This is a genomic window from Streptomyces subrutilus (assembly GCF_008704535.1).
In the GTDB taxonomy this organism is placed as follows: Bacteria; Actinomycetota; Actinomycetes; order Streptomycetales; family Streptomycetaceae; genus Streptomyces; species Streptomyces subrutilus.
The window spans coordinates 183084-198053 of the sequence record NZ_CP023701.1 but is presented as its reverse complement, the minus strand read 5'-3'; the positions used below and the strand labels follow the sequence as shown (position 1 = coordinate 198053).

The window sequence follows — 14970 nt, the reverse complement described above, 5'->3', positions numbered from 1 at the left end:
CCGCAGCCGCGCCGCCCGGTCCGCGGGCGGCCAGTCGATCAGCCGCGCCGCGGGACGGCGCCACCGGACGGAGACCCCCCTTGGACCAGCGCCACCTCACCGTCGTCACCGGAGGCAGCCGCGGCATCGGCGCCGCGGTCTGCGCCCGCCTCGCGGCCGACGGCCACGACGTCGTCCTGGGCTACCACTCCGACGCCGAGGCCGCCGAGCAGGCCGCCGACACGGTCCGGCGGGCCGGCCGCCACTGCCTCGCCGTCCGCGTCGACACCGCCGACGAAGCGGCCGTCGACCACCTCTTCGACACCGCCGCCGGACTCGGCCCCGTCACCGGCCTCGTCAACAACGCCGGGATCAGCGGACCCAACGGAACCCTCGCCGACGCGGACACGGCCGGGCTGCGCCGCGCGCTCGACGTCAACGTGCTCGGCTACCTGCTCTGCGCGCGGCGCGCGGTCCGCGACATGACGCGCACCGGAGGCGGCGCCGTCGTCAACATCTCCTCCGCCGCGGCCACGCTCGGCTCCCCCGGCCAGTACGTGCACTACGCGGCGGCCAAGGCCGCCGTCGACGCGCTCACCGTAGGGCTGTCCAAGGAGGTCGCGGCCCAGGGCATCCGGGTCAACTGCGTCGCACCGGGCACGGTGTGGACCGGGTTCCACGCCGACCCGCAGCGGCCGGCCCGGGTGGCCGCCGCCGTCCCCATGGGCCGGGCCGGACGGCCGGAGGAGATCGCGGGAGCCGTCGCGTGGCTGCTCTCCGCCGACGCCTCGTACACGACCGGCGCGGTCCTGCGGGTATCCGGCGGCCTCTGAGGCCCTTCGGGCCGCCCTGCCGGCGGGGGCCCGCAGGGGCGGGGCGGCGAAGGGACGGCAGGACGGCCCCGTCCGCCCGTAGGCGGGCACCCCCGTGGTCCACCGGGGGCGGACGGGGCCGTCCTGGGCTCGTGGGTCAGCCGGTGGTGGCCGTACGCGGGCCGGGCAGGCCGAGTTCGGTGCGGCAGCGCAGCGAGCCCGCCGGGTCGAGGTGCGGGATGCGGTGCGCGGGCGTGATGCCCGGGAGCAGGAACCGCCACATGTCCAGGATCCGGGTGTGCAGGTCGTCGCGGCCCGTACGCACGTGCGAGGTGACCTGGATCCCGGTGAAGGCCCCCACCAGGTGGGTCGCCAGGGCGTGCGGGTCGAGACCGGGATCGAGGTCGCCGCGCACCTGCGCCGGCACCAGGCAACTGTGGCAGGTGTCGATCCAGGTGTCGTACGGGCCGGGATCCGGGTCGGTGAAGGAGCCGAACTCGATGACGAGGCGGATGCCGGCCCGGACGCGAGCTTCGGTGCGCAGGCCGTGCGCCACGCGGTGGGTGAGGTCGATGACCGTCTGCAGCCCGCGGTCCTCGACGGCCGCGATGCCCTCCGCCACCCGGAACTGTTCGTCCATCAGGGTGCGGGCGAGGGCTTCCTTGGAGGGGAAGTGGAAGTAGAGGGCGCCCTTGGTGACCCCGGCGTTCCGGACGACGTCGGTGAGGCTGGTGCCGTCGAAGCCGGTCCGCTCGAAGGCGACGGCGGCGCCGTCGAGGATGGCCTGGCGGGTGATCTCCGCCCGTTCCTGCCTGGCCCTCGCCACGTCCGCGTCTCCCTGTAGCCCTCTGGTCGTCAGCGACTTCGCCCGCTGCGGCGGCCGCCGCCGGGGACGCCGGTCGGCACGGGGCCAATGTAGCCGGGGCGGGCCGAAGGAAACCAGTCAACTGGTATGGACTGGAGCCGAACGGGGAGCGGTTCGGGCGGGTTCGTATGGTTAAGGGATATTACTCTTCGGCGGCCGGGTGGCCGCGTGGCCGCGTGGGCGGCCGCGCCGGACCGCGGCGAGCGCCCCGGTCCCGGACCGGGGGCCGCGGATGCACTTACGATGACGCCCCATGAGCGATCGTGGAGCGGGCCTGCACGCGTTCCGGCTGGACGTGCCGCAGCGGGAACTGGACGACCTGGGGGAGCGGCTGGCCCGGGTGCGCTGGCCCGACGAGCTCCCGGGCGTCGGCTGGGCGTACGGGATACCGCTGGAGCGGATGCGTTCGCTCGTGGAGTACTGGCGGGACGGGTACGACTGGAGGGCGGCCGAGGCGCGGCTCAACTCCTGGCCGCAGTTCACCACGACCGTCGACGGCGCCCGGGTGCACTTCGCACACCTCAGGTCGCCCGAGCCGGACGCCACGCCCCTGCTGATGACGCACGGATGGCCCGGCTCGATCGTCGAGTTCCAGGAGGTCGCGGACCTGCTGACCGATCCGCGGGCCCACGGCGGCGATCCCGCCGACGCGTTCCACCTCGTGCTGCCCGGCATCCCGGGCTTCGGCCTGTCCGGACCCACGGCCGAGACCGGCTGGGAGTTCAAGCGCGTCGCCCGGGCCTTCGGAACGCTGATGGAGCGGCTGGGCTACCGGTCGTACGGCGTGCAGGGCGGCGACTGGGGCGCGGCGATCTCGCGGGAGCTGGGCCGACTCAAGCCGGACCGGGTGCTGGGCGTCCACCTGAACCTGCTGCCGGGCGCCGGGGCGACCCGTGAGCCGGACCCGGCGGAGCTGGCCGCGCTCGACCCGGCCGAGCGCGCGCGGACCCTGGCCTCCTGGGAGCGGCAGCGGACCTGGACCCGCGACCGGCAGGGGTACGCCGACATCCAGGCGACCCGGCCGCAGACCCTCGCGTACGGGCTCAACGACTCGCCGGTCGGGCTGCTGGCCTGGATCGCCGAGAAGTTCGCCGAGTGGGCGGACCCGGGCTGCCCGGTGGACCGGGACCGGACCCTGACCAACGTGATGCTCTACTGGCTGACGGGGACGGCGGGTTCGGCGGCCCGGATCTACTACGAGCGGGCCCATGCCGACTACGCCGGACAGCCGCCCGAGGAGTCGCGCACGCCCACCGCGCTCGCCGACTTCCCCCACGACAACTTCATCCCGCTGCGGCACGTCGCCGCGCGCACGGACCACATCGTCCGCTGGACCACCTTCGACCGCGGTGGCCACTTCCCGGCGATGGAGGTACCGGACCTGCTGGTGGGGGACGTACGGGCCTTCTTCCGGACGCTGCGCGGCTGAGCCCCGGGGCCGGGCGGGTCACCGGGGCCCCGGCGCCGCAGGCCGGTTGCCGGCGGACGGACCTCAGGCCGGCGCCGGGCCCGCGGCGCGGTCCACGGCGTCGAGGGCGGCCGACCACGGGAAGTGCGCGGGGGCGTCGGGGCCCGCCGGACCGGGGGTGAATCCGCCCTCGCCGTAGAGGACCCGGACGCCCGCCCCGCGCAGCACGGACAGGGACTGCTCGAACCGGGGGTGCGCGGCGAGCGCGGCGTTCGTACACGGCATGACGGCGAAGGGGGTGCCCTTGCCGACGGCCTCGGCGGCCACGCCGACGGTGAAGCGGCCGGTGAGCCCCAGGGCCAGGCAGTTGACGGAGTTGAAGGTGGCGGGGGCGTAGAGCAGGGCGTCGGCCGCGGGCCACACGTCCTCCTCGCCGGGGAGCTTGTACTGCCAGCGGACCGGGTGCCCGGTCAGCGCCGCCAGCCCGTCGAGGCTCGCCGCGAGCCAGTGCGCCGCCGTGGGGGTCAGTCCCAGGCACACGTCCCAGCCCCGTGCCTGGGCGTCCTCGATGACGTGCGCCACCTCGAAGACGGGCGGTGCGGCCGAGCAGAGCAGGTAGAGAGTCTTCGTGGTCATCGAACAATATGATCATATGGAATGCCCTTGAGTCCGCTGGAGGGTCGAGGACCCTCCCGTTCCCACCGGACCGGCCCGCCCCGGCGAGGCGGGGGCCCGGATGGCGCGCGAGCCCGACCGGCGGTGTACGGCTCCGGGGACAATGGGCCCATGGACACGCTGACCGGACTCCTCGAAGGCCCCAAGGCCCGGGGCGCCTTCCTCCTCAAGTCCGTGCTGAACCCGCCCTGGTCGCTGCGGATCGAGGACCGCGCCCCGCTGTCGGTGGTCACCATGGTCCACGGCTCGGCCTGGCTGCTGCCCGACGACGGCGAGTCCGTGCGGATCGGCCCCGGCGACGTGGCGGTCGTCAGGGGTCCCGACTGCTACGGCGTCGCCGACGCACCCGACAGCCCGGTCCAGATCACCGTGGGCCCGGACCAGCGGTGCAGCGACGAGGAGGGCCGGGACGTCAGCGACTCGATGTCCCTGGGCGTCCGCACCTGGGGCGAACCACTCCGGGACGCCGGCTCGGCCGTGATGCTCAGCGGCACCTACCAGGCGCCGAGCGAGATCGGCCGCCGCCTGCTCGGCGCGCTCCCCACCGTCCTGGTGCGTCCCGCGGGCGCGGCCGACTCCACCCTCATCACCCTGCTCAGCGCCGAGATCTCCCGCGACGAACCGGGCCAGGAGATCGTCCTGGACCGGCTGCTGGACCTCCTCGTCATCGGCGTGCTCCGGGCCTGGCTCCAAGCCCCCGGCTCGGACGCCCCGCCCTGGTACCGGGCGCAGGGCGATCCCGTGGTCGGCCCGGCGCTCCGCCTGCTGCACGAGAGCCCGGAACACGGCTGGACCGTGGAAGAGCTCGCCCTCAAGGTCGGCGTCTCACGGGCCGGCCTGGCCCGCCGCTTCACCGAGGTCGTCGGCGAACCCCCGGTCGCCTACCTGACCGGCTGGCGCCTGGCCCTCGCGGCCGACCTGCTCCGCGAACCCGACGCCACCGTCGCGACGGTGGCGCGCAAGGTCGGCTACGGGAGCGCCTTCGCCCTGTCCACCGCGTTCAAGCGGGTCCGGGGCGTCAGCCCGCGGGAGTTCCGCGCGGGCGCGACCGCGCCGGCCGCGTTCGAGCCGGCCGCGCGGGCGCCGCGCACGGTGGTGCTCACCGAGCCGATGACGCGTCCAAGGGCAGGACGGCGACCCGCTGGCCCCCGCTGAGTTCCCCGGTCGGACGGAAACCCAGGCCCAGGTAGAACGGTTCGGGGGAGTGCGCGCCGGTGTCCCACGAGACGTACGCCGGACCGGCGCCGCGGCCGCGGAGCTCGTCGAGGACCGCGCCGACGGCGAAGCGGCCGTAGCCCCTGCCCTGGTGGGCGGCGTCGATGTTCAACCGCCAGATGCCGGAACGGCGGTCGTCGGGGTCCTTCTCCTGGTCCCAGACGATGTCGAGGAAGGCCATGACGAAGCCGACCACTTCCGTGCCGTCGACGACGGCCCGCGGCCAGGCGACCTCGCCGTGCACGTACGCCTCGGCCAGCGACTTCACCACGGGGGACACCAGGTGCCGCTGATCGGGGCGGACCTGCACGGCCAGGACGGCGGCCAGGTTCTGCTCGGTGACGGGGGCGAGGCGAAGTGCGTTGGAGGGCACGGTTCCAGACATGACCTCAGGGTAACTTCGGCCCGCGGGATCGGGCCCGGAGGGTCCGCGGGCCTCCGCGGCGGCCGAGGGGAGGAAACCGGGCCGGGGGAGGGGGAGTCTGGAGGGGCCCGCCGCATGCGCGCGTCGGGCACCCCTCCCGAGGACGGAGGAGCGTCCGATGACGCCAGCGGACGACGAGCACGAGCGGCAGAGGGACCCGGCACGGTCCCGGGGTGCGGGGGGCCGGGCGGGCCCGGCCGCACCGGCCTGGCACATCACCCGCGGGGAGCCGGCGCCCGAGGAGGTCGCCGCGGTCGCGGTGGCCCTCGCCGCCGTCCTGGCCGCGCGGGCCGCCGGCGCCGGGGACCGGACACGGGCCGAGGCGCGGGGTGCGGCGCGCCGCGAGGCCGCCCGTCGGCGGGACGCGGCGGCCCGCCGCACGGCAGCCGCCTCCTGGGCCGTGGGAGACCGGCCGGGCTGGCGGCGCGGCACCCGCTGAGACCCACAGGCCGACTGCCCGACAGCCGCACGTGGGACAGGGTGGTGACGAAACGGTCACGCGCCGCCACACCCGGGGCAGCAGAATCGTTGACCCGGTATGCAGGAAACGACTTTCGCCCCGCCCCCGCAGGCAACGGCCCGGGTCCCGCGACCGCTCGGACCGGCCTGGACGGAGTCCGACTCCCCGATCTACGACCGCCTGGAGCGCGAATGGCTGCGCGCGGGCCGCGCCGTCCCCCGGCCCGCGGGCCCGCCGGGCCGCCGGCGCGAGGAGCAGGGGGACCGGTTCGGTCGCGCCTGACGCCCGCGCCCGGTGCCCGCCGCTCGACGGCTCCTCCCGCGGGCGTACCGTTCCCGGCGGACCGCGGCGCCGTCCTAGTCGGCGGACGCTCCGTCGGCCGACCGGCGATCGGCGGGGTCCGGCTCGACGGAGAACAGGGCCGTGGTCCCGGTCATCTCCAAGAGGCGCCGGAACTGCTGGTTCGGGGAGGCCAGGCGGATCACCGTGCCGGTCTTCTCCGCCGTGCGCCGGGCGGACAGGAAGGCGTTGAGGCCGGAGGAGTCGCAGAAGGTCAGGCCGCCGCAGTCGACCACCAGAGGCCTGCTCGGTGAGGCGTGGGAAAGGCCTTCGGCGAGGGCGAGCGCGAGGACGGAGGCCCGTTCGAGATCGATCTCGCCGGTGGGCCGGACCGTGACGGCGTGGTCCAGGACGTCCACGGTGATGTCCTCCCCGCCTGCCTGCCGGGCAGGGTGCTCGGTCATGGTGGTGACTCCTCGGGTCGCATCGGTCGAACGGGCGCGCGGGGCTGCCCGTGGCTTCAGATCATCTTCGGGTGGTGACGCGGGTACGGAGGCCGCTGCTGATTTCCTCGCCCTCCAGCAGGTAGAAATCTACCTTGGCTGGAGTAGAGATTAGACACCCGCCTGGCCACGGTTTCTCTACCGGCGCGCGTGCGAAGCGTGAGGGCGCACGTGCTGCGGCTCGTAAGGGCGATGGCGGGCGAGCCGGACCTTCGGGGGGAGTCGTGGAGCGGGTGGTGGCCCCGTGGCGTCCGTCGCGCGCCGTCGGTCGGGTGGTTCCGACCCGTTCGAACCTGATTACTTCACCATCGAACATGCGGAAATCTATCGCGGTCGTGATAGACATGTGACGGTCGGAGGGCTATGGTTTCGGCTAGCCAGGTGTGGAGGCGAGTGGCGTGCGCCCTCGCACCGACGGCGTGAGAAGTTCCTCGGGGCCTTGGTGCCGTTCGGCGCCAGGGCCCTCGGCGCGTTCCACAGAGAGGTGCGATGACCGTAGACGACCCGCTCAGCCGGCTCGACGACGACGACTACCCCGCCTACACGATGGGCCGGGCGGCCGAGATGCTCGGCACCACCCCCGGTTTCCTGCGGGCCATCGGCGAGGCCCGCCTGATCACCCCGCTGCGCTCCGAGGGCGGCCACCGCCGCTACTCGCGCTACCAGCTGCGCATCGCGGCCCGCGCCCGCGAACTCGTCGACCAGGGCACTCCCGTCGAAGCCGCGTGCCGCATCGTCATCCTGGAGGACCAGCTCGAAGAGGCCCAGCGGATCAACGCCGAGTACCGCCGCGCCGCCCCGCCGACGACCATCTGAAGCGCGGCCCGCCCGTGCCCGTGTCCCCGACCCGGACCGGTCGCGGCCCCGGGCGCCCGCATATCGGCCGAACGGGGGAAGAGATCCCGCCACGGCCTCCCTAGCCTGGACCGGCACCGTGGAACCAGGGGGCCGAGCGCAAGGGAACACCGCATTCATGAGCAGCACCAGCACCGCCGGGACCCGGCGACGGCGGACACGCGTCAGGGCGGCGGCAGCGGCCGCACTGGCTCTCGTCGCCGTCGGCGGCGCGCCGGCCCTCGCCGCGACCGACCGCCCCGCCGCACGCGACGAAGCCGCGGCCGCGCCCGGCGGGGCGGCGCCCGCCGCGGCTCCCGTCCCGCTCGGCATCTCGCGGCTCGCCCAGGGCGCCGGGCGCGCCATCGCGATCACGATCGACGACGGCCCGGACCCCCGCTGGACCCCGCGGGTCCTCAAGGTGCTGGAACAGAACAAGGTCAAGGCCACGTTCTGCATGATCGGAACCAGTGCGCGCGCCCACCCGGAACTCGTCCGCGAGGTCGCCGCCGCGGGACACCGGCTGTGCGACCACTCGGTCGACCACGACGTCACGATGGACCACAAATCCGTGGCCTACCAGCGCCGGCAGATCCTCGATGCCAAGGCCATGATCGAGAACGCGGTGCCGGGCGTCGCCGTCGACTACTACCGGGCGCCGGGCGGCGCCTTCACCCCCGACAGCCGTGCCATCGCCGCCGCGAACGGCATGCGGCCGCTGGGCTGGAGCGTGGACCCCAAGGACTGGAGCCGGCCCGGCCTGCCCGCCATCGTCTCCACGGTGGAGGGCGCCCTGCCCGTGCGGCCGACGGTCCTCTTCCACGACGGCGGCGGAGACCGCAGCGAGACCGTCGCCGCGCTCGGACAGTACCTGCCCTGGCTCACCGCGCACGGCTACACCTTCACCTTCCCGGCCCGCACCGCGCCCTGACGACCGGCCCCGCGAACCGGCCGCCGCCCGGCCGCCGAGCCGCACAGGGTGCCGGAAGGGACCCCGGGGCCGCCCCGACCGCGCAACCGGCCCGGCGTAGGGGTGGAGCAGCTGCGCCGAGACGCCCGTCTCCCTGCCGGATAGCGGCGAGACGAGCGCCGACGACCTGCGGACCGCCGCCCACCGGGTCGTGCGCGTCCTCGCCGGTGCCGCGCAAGGCCAACGCGGCGGGGGCCCCGCGCCGGGCCCGGCCGTACGGCGCCCGGGCCGCGTTCCGGGGGCGACGGGACGGGTTGCGCAGGGCTCGCCACGGCCCGGAGCCCGTTCGCCCCACCGGCTTCGCCGACCGCCCGGCGACGCTCCCCGCCGGGCGCCGTCGGCGCGGGCCGCGACCCCGCTCGCGGCCCGCGCTCCGGTCCGCCGGATCCCCAACTGCCGCCGGACACAAGGCGGGCGTGTACGGGACGGGCGCCGCGCACCCGTAGGCTGACGCCCGGACCCACCGCCGCCTCGCGCAGGGAAGTTGCCGCCATGCTGACCGCCCTCACCGGCGCCCACGGAGACCGCCCGGACGCGGTGACCGTCGCCGGCCGCACCTCCTCCTACGAGGACCTCCTCGGCGCCGCCCGCGCGGTGGCCGCCGACATCGGGGGAGCCCGCGCGGTCGCGGTGAGCGCCACGCCCTCCCTGGAGACCGTCGCCGCCGTCGTGGGCGCGCTGCTGGCCGGGGTGCCCTGCGTACCGGTGCCGCCCGACGCCGGACCCGCCGAGCGCGAGCACATCCTGCGGGATTCCGGCGCGACCCCGATCGAGGCCGATTTCGCCCGCCGCGGCGACCACGGGACGACGGAGCCGGCCGCGCCCGGCGACCCGGCGCTCATCCTGTACACCTCCGGCACCACCGGGCCGCCCAAGGGCGTCGTGCTCAGCTCCGCCGCCCTCACCGCCGACCTCGACGCGCTGGCCGACGCCTGGCAGTGGACGGCCGCCGACACCCTGGTGCACGGCCTGCCGCTGTTCCACGTGCACGGCCTGGTCCTCGGCGTACTCGGCGCCCTGCGCACCGGCAGCCGCCTGGTCCACACCGGCCGCCCCACCCCCGAGGCCTACGCGGCTGCGGGCGGCAGCCTCTACTTCGGGGTGCCGACCGTGTGGTCCCGCATCGCCGCCGAGCCGCAGGCGGCCGCCGCCCTGTCCGGAGCCCGCCTCCTGGTCTCGGGCAGCGCGGCCCTGCCCGCCCCCGTCTTCCGCGATCTCCACGCGCTCAGCGGCCACCGGCCCGTGGAGCGGTACGGGATGACCGAGACCCTGATCACCCTCAGCGGCCGCGCGGGCGCCGAGGTGCGCCCCGGCACGGTCGGCACGCCCCTGCCCGGCATCCGCACCCGGATCGCCGCCGAGCCGGGCGCGGACATCGGCGAACTCCAGCTGACGGGACCCACGCTGTTCTCCGCGTACCTGGGACGCCCGGAGGCCACGGCCGCAGCGCACACCGAGGACGGCTGGTTCCGAACGGGCGACATCGCGGCCGCCGACGCGGACGGCGTCCACCGGATCGTGGGCCGCGCCTCCCTCGACATGATCAAATCCGGGGGGTACCGGATCGGCGCGGGCGAGGTCGAGAACGCCCTGCTGGACCACCCCCGGGTCCGCGAGGCGGCCGTGGTCGGAGTCCCCGACCCCGACCTGGGCCAGCGGATCGTCGCCTTCGTCGTGGCGGACGGAGTCACGGGCTCCGAGCTCACCGACTTCGTCGCTGCGCACCTGTCGGTACACAAGAGGCCGCGCGAGGTCCGGTTCATCACCGCGGTACCGCGCAACGCCATGGGCAAGCCGCAGAAGAAGCGGCTGCTGACGGACGAGTTCGAGGAGCGGACATGACCACCGCGCACCCCACGGCCCCGGGCGCGAGCGCCCCCGACCCGCGACCGGCCGTACCGCGGCCCGGCCCGCAGCCGGACCCGTGGATCCGCCGGTTCCACCCGGCCCCGACCGCACCCGCCCCGCGGCTGGTGCTGCTCCCGCACGCCGGCGGGAACGCGTCGTTCTACTTCCCCTTCTCGCAGGAGCTGGCGGCGCACGCCGAGGTGCTCACGGTGCAGTACCCGGGCCGCCAGGACCGGTTCGGGGAGGACGCGCCCGACAGCATCCACGCCATGGTCGACGGGGTGCACCGGGCCCTTGAGCCCTGGCTCGGACAGCCCCTGGTGCTCTTCGGGCACAGCATGGGCGCCCTCGTCGCCTTCGAGCTGGCGCGCAGGCTGGAGGCGGACGGTGCCACGGGCCTGCGCGGGCTGGTCCTCTCCGGCCGGCGCTCCCCGCTGACGCACCGGCCGGACGCCGCGCCCGTCCGCAGCGACGAGGAACTGCTCGCCCAGCTCACCTCGCTGGCCGGCACCGACCCGGGGCTGCTGGCCGACGAAGGGTTCCGCGAGGTGATCCTGCCCGCGCTGCGCGCGGACTACCGGGCGGTGGACACCTACCGCTACGCGCCCGCGCCCGCCTCCGCCGACGCGGCCCTGCGCGTCCCCGTCAGCGTGCTGTGCGGCGAGCAGGACCCGCAGGTCACCGTGGCCGAGGCGATGGCCTGGCGGGAGCTGACCGGTGGCGCGTTCACCTTCCGCGGGTTCCCGGGCGGGCACTTCTACCTGACGGAGCACCAGGACGCGGTGGTCCGCGCGCTCCGCGAGGACCTGGCCTCCTTCGCGGCCGCCCCCGCCCAGGACGGATCGGCCGCGCGGTAGCGCCGGAGCCGTCTGCGCGCACCGGATCCCTTGGTGCGCGCCGACGGGCCGGGCGACGACCCGTCGCCGTCCCGCGGGAGCCCGTCGCGGTCCCGCGCGGGGCGCTGGGCGGGCCGTACGGTGCGCGCGCGGTGCCGTACGGACCGCCCACCGGTCGGGCCGTACGGGGCCGGTGAAACGCGGTGGGCAGCGGGGGCGCCCCCTGGGTACGTTGACCCGCATGGATCAAACGGCCGGAGTCCCCGGAACCGATCATCGTGCCCTCGCGGCGGCCTCCCTCACCGTCGTGCTGTGGGCCTCCGCCTTCGTGTCCATCCGCGCCGCGGCGGCCGACTACTCGCCCGGCGCGCTGGCGCTGGGGCGCCTGCTGACGGCGTCGCTCGCCCTCGGCATCGTCCTCGCCGTCCGGCGGGTCCCCTTCCCGCCCCGGCAGGCCTGGCCCGGCATCCTCGGCTCCGGCATCCTCTGGTTCGGGCTCTACATGGTGGCCCTCAACTGGGGCGAGCAACTGGTGGACGCCGGCACCGCCGCCATGATCGTGAACATCGGCCCGATCGTGATCGCCCTGCTCAGCGGATGGCTGCTGAAGGAGGGCTTCCCGCCCATGCTCCTCGCGGGGATGGGCGTCTCGTTCGCCGGTGCCGCCGTGGTGGGCCTGTCCACCTCCGGGGGCGGGTCCTCTTCGCTCGGCGGGGTCCTGCTCTGCCTGGTGGCCGCGCTCACCTACGGCGCCGGTGTCGTCTCGCAGAAGCCCGCCCTGGCGTACGCGAGCCCGATCCAGGTGACCACGTACGGCTGTTTCGTCGGCACGGCCGTCACCCTGCCCTTCGCCGGGCAACTGTTCGCCGAGCTGCCGCACGCCCCCCTGTCGGCCACCCTGAACATGGTCTACCTCGGTCTCTTCCCCACCGCCCTGGCCTTCACGACCTGGACCTACGCCCTCGCCCGCACCACCGCCGGCAGGATGGGCGCCACCACCTACGCGGTGCCCGCCACCGTGGTCCTCATCGCCTGGCTCGTGCTGGGCGAGATCCCCGGCTGGCTGACCCTCCTGGGCGGCGCCATCTGCCTGGCCGGCGTCGGCGTCTCCCGCCACCGGGGCCGCCGCCCCGCTCCCGCCGGAGCCCCGGAAGGGCCCGCCGCGAGCTGACGGCCGCGGCCCGTGGCGGAGGGGCCGTACGAAGGGTGCGAGGATCAGCCGGGCCGGCAGCGAGCCGGCCCGGCGAAAGGTGAGCCCCCATGGCAGCAGGATTCTCGGAGTGGAAAGTCAACCGGCAGTACGCCCAGAACGACCGGGTCGTCCACCTGGGCCAGCAGTACCGCTGCCTCACGGCGCACAAGTCGAACTCGGCGAGCAACCCGAAGACCACCGTCAAGGTGTGGCAGAAGTACACCGGCTGACCTCCGCCTGCGCGCCGTCGGGGAGGGCCCGGGCCGCTGTGCTGACCACCGCTCAGAAAAGGTGCCGCGAGGTGCGTTTGACGTCCGGATCCCGGGTCATACGCGAGAGGTCGGGAGTCCGCGGCGGTGAGCGGCTCGGGCCCCCGGAGCGGGCCCCGTCCCGTGCGACGCCCCGTCGTCGCTCGACCCGGGCCCCGGCGGCACGATGAGCTGCCGCTCGGACCGTACGGCAACCGGACGCCACGGCCGGCACCCTTCACGCCGGCCCGCCCGACGTCCGGTGGACCCCCGCCCCCGGCGCTCGTACCGCCGGGCGCGGGCACGGCCCGCACGGCAGCCCGCCCACCTCCCACCCGCGATTTCAGCCCGGTTCCCGGGCCCCGCCGTGCTCGGCATGCCCGGAGCGCCGTTCGGCTCTACGGTGGACCGGTGGGCAACCGCCTCGCGGCCGTGCTGCTGGCCGCCGCACTGTGCGCGTCCGGGACGTCCTGCGACGTCTCCTCCTCCACGGCCCGACTGCGGGCCGCCGCACCCGTCGACCCGGCCGCCACGCTCTCGGCCAGCGTCTCGGCCGTGCCGCCCGAGACGCTGGGCGCCACCCACCGGGAGGGCTGTCCGGTCCCGCCCGACCTGCTGAGGCTCGTCCGGATGAACCACTGGGGGTTCGACGGCAAGGTCCACCAAGGCGAACTGGTCGTGCACCGCGACGCGGTCGAACCCCTGCTCCGGGTCTTCGGCAAGGCCTTCGAGGCCCGTTTCCCCATCCGCCGGATGCGGGTCATGGCCGCGTACGGGGGCGACGACGACCGGGCCATGGCAGACGACAACACCTCCGCCTTCAACTGCCGGCAGGTCACCGGCGACCCCGGCAGGCGGTCCCGGCACGCGTGGGGCGACGCCGTGGACATCAACCCCGTCGAGAACCCGTACGTGGACATACACGGCACCATCCATCCCGCGAACGGGCGGTCCCACCTCGACCGCGAGCCCGACCGGCCGGGGACGATCCACGCGGACTCCGTGCTGACCAGTGCCTTCCGCGCGGAGGGCTGGTACTGGGGCGGACGCTGGTCCAACCCGGACTACCAGCACTTCTCCGCGGACGGCGCATGAGCACGGAACCGGCGGCGCACGCCCGATGCCCCGTCCGTCCTGTTCCCCACTCCGTTCGCCCGGCGGCCCGCCAGCGGGCCCCACGACCACCGCTGGCGGGCCGAAGGCGACGGCTCAGGCCTCGGCCGTCGTCTTCTCCACCGCCGTGTCGTCGGCCGGGGCCACCTCGGGAACCGGAGCCGGCTCACCCGCCGGAGGCTGGTGCGCGGTGTACATCACCGAGCCCTGCCGGTGCTCCTTGTCGATGACGCCCTTCTTGGCGAGCGTCTCCAGGGTGTTGCGCACCACCTGGGTGGAGGCCGCGCGCTCCGGGTGCGCCTCGGCCAGCGCGGTCGTGACCTCGCTCACCATCCGCGGCTCCGCAGCGCTGACCAGCAGGGCGAGCGCGAGCTCGCGCAGCGGGGGCTCGGCGGGCTTCGCCGTCGCCGTGCCCGTTGCCGTCGGTGCGGGTACGGGTACGGGCACGGGTGCGGTCGATGCGGTCTGCTGCTCGGCCGACTTCGCGGGAGCTTTGGCCCGGGCCTTCGAAGCGGCCTTGACGGGCGCTTTGGGGGCGGATGTCGGTGCGGACTCGGGCGCGGCCTTCGCCACGCCCTTCGTCGCGACCTTCGCGTCGTCCTTCGCGGCACTCTTCGGCGCCGACTTCGCCGACTTCGCCGCCCGAGTAGCCGTGGACTTCACCGCGGTCCGCGCGGGCTTGCGCGAACCGGCCGCAGTCTTGGTGCCGGTGCCGGTGCCGGTGCCGGTGCCGGTGCCGGTGGCCTTCGCCTTCGCGGGTGCCCGTGTGGCCGCGACGGCGGTGGCCTCGGGGGACTCGGTGACCGGTGCGGCGTCGGGTGCGGTGGGCCCGGTGGCGGGGGCGGACTTCCCGGGCTGCGCCGCCTTCCTGCCGCGCGTCGTGCCGGCCGACGCCTTGCGTGCGGCCCGCGGCCGGGGCACCGCCTTGGACGCGACCGCCTCCTCGGGCGACTCCTTCCGCGGGGCGTCCCCGGGCAGTGTGCCCTGCAACCCAGAGAGCCAGGTCTCGTCCGACTTCAGTTGCCTCAGGCGCTCCTCCAACTCGGTCAGCTGCGCAGCGACGTCGGCCTGCTCCTTGCGGTTGGTCTCCAGATCGGCGGCGAACCGCTCCGCGTACAGGCTGTGGATCGGTACGGTGTCCAGCTCGTTGGCCATGTCGGCTCACTCTCCTCATACCTCGTGTGTTGCTGCCGGATGCTACTCACCATGAGGAGGCTGTAGTTCCATCTCTGCGCGATTCGCACCCGTTCGGTCGGCCGCGAGAGACGTAAACCCCTACGTGTGAAACCCCGCACCGCGCGAAGGGCCC

The 14970-nt window shown here is 75.0% G+C and carries 17 protein-coding genes; 12 read left to right on the top strand and 5 right to left on the bottom strand.

The annotated features are described in order from the left end of the window. Window positions 1–80: 80 nt before the first annotated feature. Window positions 81–812, top strand: coding sequence for an SDR family oxidoreductase (locus CP968_RS00920; protein WP_150516168.1), 732 nt, complete (start codon window positions 81–83; stop codon window positions 810–812). A gap of 136 nt (window positions 813–948) precedes the next feature. Here the strand turns inward: CP968_RS00920 and CP968_RS00915 are convergent, their stop codons facing one another. After that, the gene (locus tag CP968_RS00915; RefSeq protein ID WP_229886791.1) at window positions 949–1617 is read right to left on the bottom strand and encodes a ScbR family autoregulator-binding transcription factor; all 669 of its coding nucleotides are present in this window, start codon (window positions 1615–1617) and stop codon (window positions 949–951) included. Between the two features lie 292 nt (window positions 1618–1909). Here CP968_RS00915 and CP968_RS00910 point away from each other — a divergent pair, with 292 nt between their 5' ends. Next, a complete protein-coding gene (locus CP968_RS00910) occupies window positions 1910–3085 on the top strand; it encodes an epoxide hydrolase family protein (RefSeq protein ID WP_150516167.1) in 1176 nt (391 codons plus the stop codon). Window positions 3086–3148: 63 nt separating this feature from the next. Here CP968_RS00910 and CP968_RS00905 read toward each other — a convergent pair whose 3' ends face one another. After that, entirely contained in the window at window positions 3149–3700 is a 552-nt protein-coding gene (locus CP968_RS00905) for a flavoprotein (protein ID WP_150516166.1), read from the bottom strand. Between the two features lie 150 nt (window positions 3701–3850). Between CP968_RS00905 and CP968_RS00900 the strand changes: the two genes are divergently transcribed. Next, window positions 3851–4894 (top strand): AraC family transcriptional regulator, encoded by a 1044-nt coding sequence (locus CP968_RS00900; protein ID WP_150516165.1) that lies wholly within the window; start codon window positions 3851–3853, stop codon window positions 4892–4894. Here CP968_RS00900 and CP968_RS00895 read toward each other — a convergent pair. Next, a complete protein-coding gene (locus CP968_RS00895; RefSeq protein WP_150516164.1) occupies window positions 4839–5339 on the bottom strand; it encodes a GNAT family N-acetyltransferase in 501 nt (166 codons plus the stop codon). The genes CP968_RS00900 and CP968_RS00895 overlap by 56 nt on opposite strands. 157 nt (window positions 5340–5496) lie before the next feature. On the opposite strand from CP968_RS00895, the gene CP968_RS00890 reads away from it, so the two are divergent. Together CP968_RS00890 and CP968_RS00885 are read left to right on the top strand one after the other, a co-directional pair. Next, a complete protein-coding gene (locus CP968_RS00890) occupies window positions 5497–5817 on the top strand; it encodes a hypothetical protein (protein WP_189828993.1) in 321 nt (106 codons plus the stop codon). A 99-nt stretch (window positions 5818–5916) separates the two neighbouring features. Beyond that, window positions 5917–6120, top strand: a complete 204-nt coding sequence (locus CP968_RS00885; RefSeq protein WP_150516163.1) for a hypothetical protein — start codon at window positions 5917–5919, stop codon at window positions 6118–6120. Between the two features lie 74 nt (window positions 6121–6194). Here CP968_RS00885 and CP968_RS00880 read toward each other — a convergent pair whose 3' ends face one another. After that, entirely contained in the window at window positions 6195–6581 is a 387-nt protein-coding gene (locus tag CP968_RS00880; protein WP_150516162.1) for an STAS domain-containing protein, read from the bottom strand. A gap of 528 nt (window positions 6582–7109) precedes the next feature. Between CP968_RS00880 and CP968_RS00875 the strand changes: the two genes are divergently transcribed. From CP968_RS00875 to CP968_RS00845, 7 genes are all read left to right on the top strand, one after another. Then, window positions 7110–7436, top strand: coding sequence for a MerR family transcriptional regulator (locus CP968_RS00875; protein WP_150516161.1), 327 nt, complete (start codon window positions 7110–7112; stop codon window positions 7434–7436). Between the two features lie 157 nt (window positions 7437–7593). Beyond that, a complete protein-coding gene (locus CP968_RS00870; RefSeq protein ID WP_150516160.1) occupies window positions 7594–8385 on the top strand; it encodes a polysaccharide deacetylase family protein in 792 nt (263 codons plus the stop codon). A 531-nt stretch (window positions 8386–8916) separates the two neighbouring features. Beyond that, window positions 8917–10266, top strand: a complete 1350-nt coding sequence (locus CP968_RS00865) for an acyl-CoA synthetase (protein ID WP_150516159.1) — start codon at window positions 8917–8919, stop codon at window positions 10264–10266. Next, window positions 10263–11129: a thioesterase II family protein gene (locus CP968_RS00860; RefSeq protein WP_150516158.1), complete on the top strand. Its 867-nt coding sequence runs from the start codon at window positions 10263–10265 to the stop codon at window positions 11127–11129. The genes CP968_RS00865 and CP968_RS00860 overlap by 4 nt, the downstream gene beginning before the upstream one ends. A gap of 220 nt (window positions 11130–11349) precedes the next feature. Continuing rightward, complete coding sequence (locus CP968_RS00855) at window positions 11350–12279, top strand: DMT family transporter (protein ID WP_150516157.1); 930 nt, start codon at window positions 11350–11352, stop codon at window positions 12277–12279. A gap of 89 nt (window positions 12280–12368) precedes the next feature. Beyond that, entirely contained in the window at window positions 12369–12530 is a 162-nt protein-coding gene (locus tag CP968_RS00850; protein WP_150516156.1) for a carbohydrate-binding protein, read from the top strand. A gap of 429 nt (window positions 12531–12959) precedes the next feature. Further along, the gene (locus CP968_RS00845; protein ID WP_229886922.1) at window positions 12960–13643 is read left to right on the top strand and encodes a M15 family metallopeptidase; all 684 of its coding nucleotides are present in this window, start codon (window positions 12960–12962) and stop codon (window positions 13641–13643) included. 114 nt (window positions 13644–13757) lie between these two features. Here CP968_RS00845 and CP968_RS00840 read toward each other — a convergent pair whose 3' ends face one another. Then, window positions 13758–14816 carry a hypothetical protein gene (locus tag CP968_RS00840; protein ID WP_150516155.1) on the bottom strand — a complete coding sequence of 353 codons (1059 nt, stop codon included), beginning with the start codon at window positions 14814–14816 and terminating at the stop codon, window positions 13758–13760. Between the last annotated feature and the right edge of the window lie 154 nt (window positions 14817–14970).